Genomic DNA, 4,162 nt, shown 5'->3' with positions numbered 1-4,162 from the left:
TAGGACACATGGGGGTCCTTAAAAGGAAGATAAAGAGACGCGAGGAGATGCTCGCGGAGGCCCGTAACTTCGCTGACTGTATCATACGTGTCCTACCGAATTCAGCCATAATTGTCTCTGGGAGCACTGTTAGAGGCGACTTCACCGAGTGGGGCGAAAAGTCAGTGAACCCCTTCTCCTTCTAGATAAGATGAGAAAAACTCTAGGTACTTGAAGCCATGGTCAGGAAAGATTAGAACGTAATCCCCTTCCTCAAGCAAGTCCTCCCCTACCAGCCTCATGTATGCTGCTGTAACGGCTCCACTGCTCAAGCCTACGAAGATGCCCTCTCTCCTTGCTACGCGGATAGCATGTTCTATTGCTTCCTCGAGGGTCACATCGACTATACGGTCCACCTTTGCATAGTTGATCCACTTCATCCCGCTCTCGACCCTCCTAATCCCAGGAATAGTGGATCCAGCTGCAGGCTGGACACCGTAGACTTTTATGTGGTCGCCATATCTGTTCTTAAAGTATACTGATATTGCTGAGAGGTGTCCAGAGGTTCCAACTCCACCCATGAACCCTTGAAGCCTTAAGGATGCCTCCCTTGTCTGGAGGTCTAACTCCTTAGCAGTGTAACGTAGGTGAACCTTTAAGTTCGCGTTGTTCTCGAACTGATTCAGATGTACTCCCCCCTCTTTTCTCGCAAGCTCCTCTACCTCGTCTATGAACTCTACAGTTATGCTCTTCGGCTGCCTGTACACCTCTGCACCCATAACTTTCAATATGGTGTCCGAGGCTTTCTGTATGGTGGCAGGTAGGAATAGCTTAGCCTTGAGCCCTTTTATTGCCGCCATAGCTGCGAGAGCCATCCCCGTATTCGTGCTCGTAGCCTCGTAGAGTACAACCCCCCTCCGAGGATTCCTCGACAATAAATCCGAGACCATGAGCCAGCCCACTCTGTCCTTCACACTCATACTGAAAGGATTGAAGAACTCCAGCTTAGCCCAGACCCTGACACCTTTCCCTGAAAATGAAGACAGCCTTACCAGCGGTGTGGGCCAGTTCCTGAAAAGGAGTTCCTCCGTACTGTTGAAGACCCTGAGGCGGGGTGGGGAGATTTCCTCGAAGAAGCCAAGCTCCTCCAATGTATATTCCCGGGACTTCCCCTCGCAGGGAGGGTTTCTGCACCCAAGGAGATCTAACGCTCTCGACAGTAAACGCTCCTCGACAGCCGTCTCGGGGCAGCGTACCACCCCACCCCTCAGAATCTCCGATACAACAGTCAGGATCTCACTCAACTCCTCGTCTCTCCCGAATCTAACCACACGATCACCCTAGATAGCTCAAGGGCACGTTGACAGCTGGGATTTCAAAGCATAAAATATGCCTACTAGTCTTATAGGGCAGGAGCCTCCCGCTCAACCCCGCTCTAAGCACAAGCTCCTTCGTGACCACCCAGTCACTCCTCCAGCTCTCGACACGCAGACACGGGTCCTCATAGCTGATAAGCAGGGCTGGAACCAACCTCTTCCCTAGCTTCTTCAAGACGGAAACCCTGTGATGACCATCAAGTATTGTGAGAGTCTCAGACTCTACAATTATAGGCTTTCGGACAAGCTGGGATTCAACTATCTCGTAGAGGAGCTCATCTAGGCGTGCTTGGTCAACCTCATCATGAGGGTGTAGTAGCTCAATCGGGACGAGAGCAACAGGATACCTCTCAGCACAACAAACTATGTTTCGCCTAATATCCGGGAGGCTAGCCAAGAGTGGGCTCCTATACAACTCTTCGCAGCACGGAGGCTCATAGCCCTCCTCTCCCAACCGGTGTGAGGGTACACCAGTTGTCATTAGGCCCATATATTCAAAGTTAGACACTCTTATAAATATTCCACTGTCATACATCGCCAAACGTCATTATATGGAGTTGGAGGAGCCTTCCAGTAGTCGCTTAGCCGGAACACTCCCCGGCATGGATGCCAACACTCTACTCAAACAAGGCGCGGCAAATCCCACACGTATACAGGCTAAAGCGTTAAAGACTGTGAAAGCGTCGTCGAGATAAGGAGGCAGCATGAGGTACCCCTTATAAGCCCTGTACGCCCCTTCAATACATCTTACCATAGATTCGAGGAGGATTGTCTTCGTCTCCATTGATGTAGTCATTGTCCTCCTGTGGCCTTGACACAGAATGAATAAAAAATATTATAACTTTAAAAAATAGCTGGTTATAATCTAGCGAGGGTTTACGGATAATAATACAATAATAAAAATTTATTTAAACACGATTAGTATACCGCTTGATGAGAGACGAAGCCTTTCGATGGCTTTCCGAGGCACTCTGGGATCTCGACACAGCCCGGCTACTACACAGGAACGCCCGCTACAATGCCGCCGCATTCTATGCACATCAAGCTGCTGAAAAAGCAGCAAAGGCCATGCTTTATAGCGTCAACGAGCCACCCTGGGGCCACAGTGTGAGAATCCTCCCCGAAAGATACTTTAAAGCAAAAGGCGAGAAACCCCCAGAGGAGCTACTCTGCCGGCTTCGCCGCCCACCGCGACCACGCCTCCCTAGCCTGCCTCAGGGCTTCCGCGAGCTCCTCATCGCTCACGTCGCTCCAGGCGCCGGCGAAGTCCACGAGGTCGCGGCTCCTCCGGGCGAGCCTGAGTATCACGTCTGAGAAGCTCTCCCCAGGCTTCTTGAGCCGGAGCAGCGCTTGGTAGGCCTCAATCGATATGGTGATGGTCTTCGAGCCCACGCTCACCCTGTTATAAGTGCTGTGTGCACTTATAAGTTTAGTGCACGGCTACCCCATCCGCCGATCCCATCCCCTAGTCGTGAGGCTCGCCGCGTACACTGAGGCTTTCGAGAGCGGATCGGCAGAGTCTCTGGAAACCCTGCCTCCAGCACCGGGTGCCGTGGTGCTCCCTGCTTCCTCAGCCCGTCCGGAGATGCCCCAGGCCCTGGCTGCCACCCCCAGCGCGAATCAAGCTGCGCTCGAGCGCTCCACGACTGGCGCTCTTACGCACTGCGGTTACAGTGGATTTTGGTGAAATTCCAGCCACAACCATTTACGATGGAACTACCCGGTGGAAGGTGGGGCTCTGCCCAAACTAGGCAGGCGTTAAGCTGGAAGCATCCGGTATCTCGGCGAGTTGCCGGGGTACCAACCCGAAGGGGCTCGCTTCAGAGCCCTCTTGCGACACTCAGCTCTCTCCCCCCGCGGCTAACCGGAGCTCGCTCCAATTGCTCTCGCTCTTTAGCGCCCCTTTCTCATCGTAGCGCTTTGCCGCAATACATCGTTACAGCCCGGTGCTGCGCCACCCTTTTAACGTGCCTCGCTCGGCTCAGGAGCCTTCAAGGGTGGCAAAGCTCTACAGTGCCGTTGCCCCGGCAGGATCCTATGCCTCAGATTACTCATCGAGATATTTTGAGAAATAAAGAGGGAAAAATATTTTATTTACTGTTTAGCTTTTCTTCCATAGTTAGATATGATCATTGCTAAATCTTTGTAATCGACCACGTTGTCGCCGTTGACGTCTGCCAGCGAGTACCCCATCGTGCCGTAGTCAGCTACGGCTATCGCTAGGTCCTTGTAGTCTACCACGTCATCCTTGTTAATGTCGCCGATGACCAGTACACGGAGCGCAGCAAGAATCGAAGCGTTTACGTAACCAGTTTTCGACGCCTCCGCGGTTATCGTGTACCTCCCAGGAGCCAACCCCGTCAGATTGTAGGTGTAGACCCCCTTCTCAACTTCCTGAGCCAAGTACGCCTGTCCACCGACTCGAAGCCGTAGCTTCACCCCCGAGACTGTGTTGCCTCTCTCATCGTAGAGGTAGTACCTCAGAGGAACGCTCTCCCCTTCGTAGACTTCAGCAAGCGCTCCCTGCGCTATTACGAGTCTGTTAACGACCTTTATCTCGATCGGGAGGAAGACCACGCTGTCCACCGCTTGGAGCAAAATAACGTCGGAGGTATCGCTTGGTGGAGACTTAACGCGCACTGTGAACGTTGCCACTTCGCCGCTCTTCAAGTTAGTCACCTCGGCCGGCTCAACTGTGACGAACGGCTTAAGGCGCTCGGGAACCCTCACGGCTATCGATGGCACGTCCCTCAGCGCCTTGATCGTAACCACCGTGGTGTTCCCCCCACCGGGCACTACTGCGAGGA

5 protein-coding genes and 2 pseudogenes are annotated in these 4,162 nt (G+C 53.1%); 2 read left to right on the top strand and 5 right to left on the bottom strand.

Annotated features, from left to right (window positions below; translation table 11 throughout):
- The coding region (locus ACP5KC_RS09115; protein ID WP_428287339.1) for a hypothetical protein at positions 1 to 185 on the top strand (185 nt) is incomplete at its 5' end.
- On the opposite strand, the gene ACP5KC_RS09110 is transcribed toward ACP5KC_RS09115, so the two are convergent.
- From ACP5KC_RS09110 to ACP5KC_RS09100, 3 genes are all read right to left on the bottom strand, one after another.
- Positions 162 to 1,310, bottom strand: coding sequence for a PLP-dependent cysteine synthase family protein (locus ACP5KC_RS09110; protein WP_428287338.1), 1,149 nt, complete (start codon positions 1,308 to 1,310; stop codon positions 162 to 164). The two genes, ACP5KC_RS09115 and ACP5KC_RS09110, sit on opposite strands and share 24 nt — an antisense overlap.
- 4 nt (positions 1,311 to 1,314) lie before the next feature.
- Positions 1,315 to 1,836: a ParB N-terminal domain-containing protein gene (locus tag ACP5KC_RS09105; protein WP_428287337.1), complete on the bottom strand. Its 522-nt coding sequence runs from the start codon at positions 1,834 to 1,836 to the stop codon at positions 1,315 to 1,317.
- A 66-nt stretch (positions 1,837 to 1,902) separates the two neighbouring features.
- Positions 1,903 to 2,151: a hypothetical protein gene (locus ACP5KC_RS09100; RefSeq protein ID WP_428287336.1), complete on the bottom strand. Its 249-nt coding sequence runs from the start codon at positions 2,149 to 2,151 to the stop codon at positions 1,903 to 1,905.
- A 137-nt stretch (positions 2,152 to 2,288) separates the two neighbouring features.
- Here ACP5KC_RS09100 and ACP5KC_RS09095 point away from each other — a divergent pair, with 137 nt between their 5' ends.
- The gene (locus tag ACP5KC_RS09095) at positions 2,289 to 2,669 is read left to right on the top strand and encodes a HEPN domain-containing protein (RefSeq protein WP_428287335.1); all 381 of its coding nucleotides are present in this window, start codon (positions 2,289 to 2,291) and stop codon (positions 2,667 to 2,669) included.
- Here ACP5KC_RS09095 and ACP5KC_RS09090 read toward each other — a convergent pair.
- Together ACP5KC_RS09090 and ACP5KC_RS09085 are read right to left on the bottom strand one after the other, a co-directional pair.
- A pseudogene (locus ACP5KC_RS09090) lies at positions 2,616 to 2,747 on the bottom strand (antitoxin VapB family protein); the annotation flags it as partial. The gene ACP5KC_RS09095 and the pseudogene ACP5KC_RS09090 sit on opposite strands and share 54 nt — an antisense overlap.
- A 702-nt stretch (positions 2,748 to 3,449) precedes the next feature.
- Positions 3,450 to 4,162 (bottom strand): annotated as a pseudogene (locus ACP5KC_RS09085) (hypothetical protein); the annotation flags it as partial.

It is taken from the genome of Infirmifilum sp. (assembly GCF_049970975.1).
GTDB lineage: Archaea > Thermoproteota > Thermoprotei > Thermofilales > Thermofilaceae > Thermofilum > Thermofilum uzonense.
The sequence above is the reverse complement of the archived record's forward strand: the minus strand, read 5'-3'. Positions and strand labels throughout refer to the sequence as shown.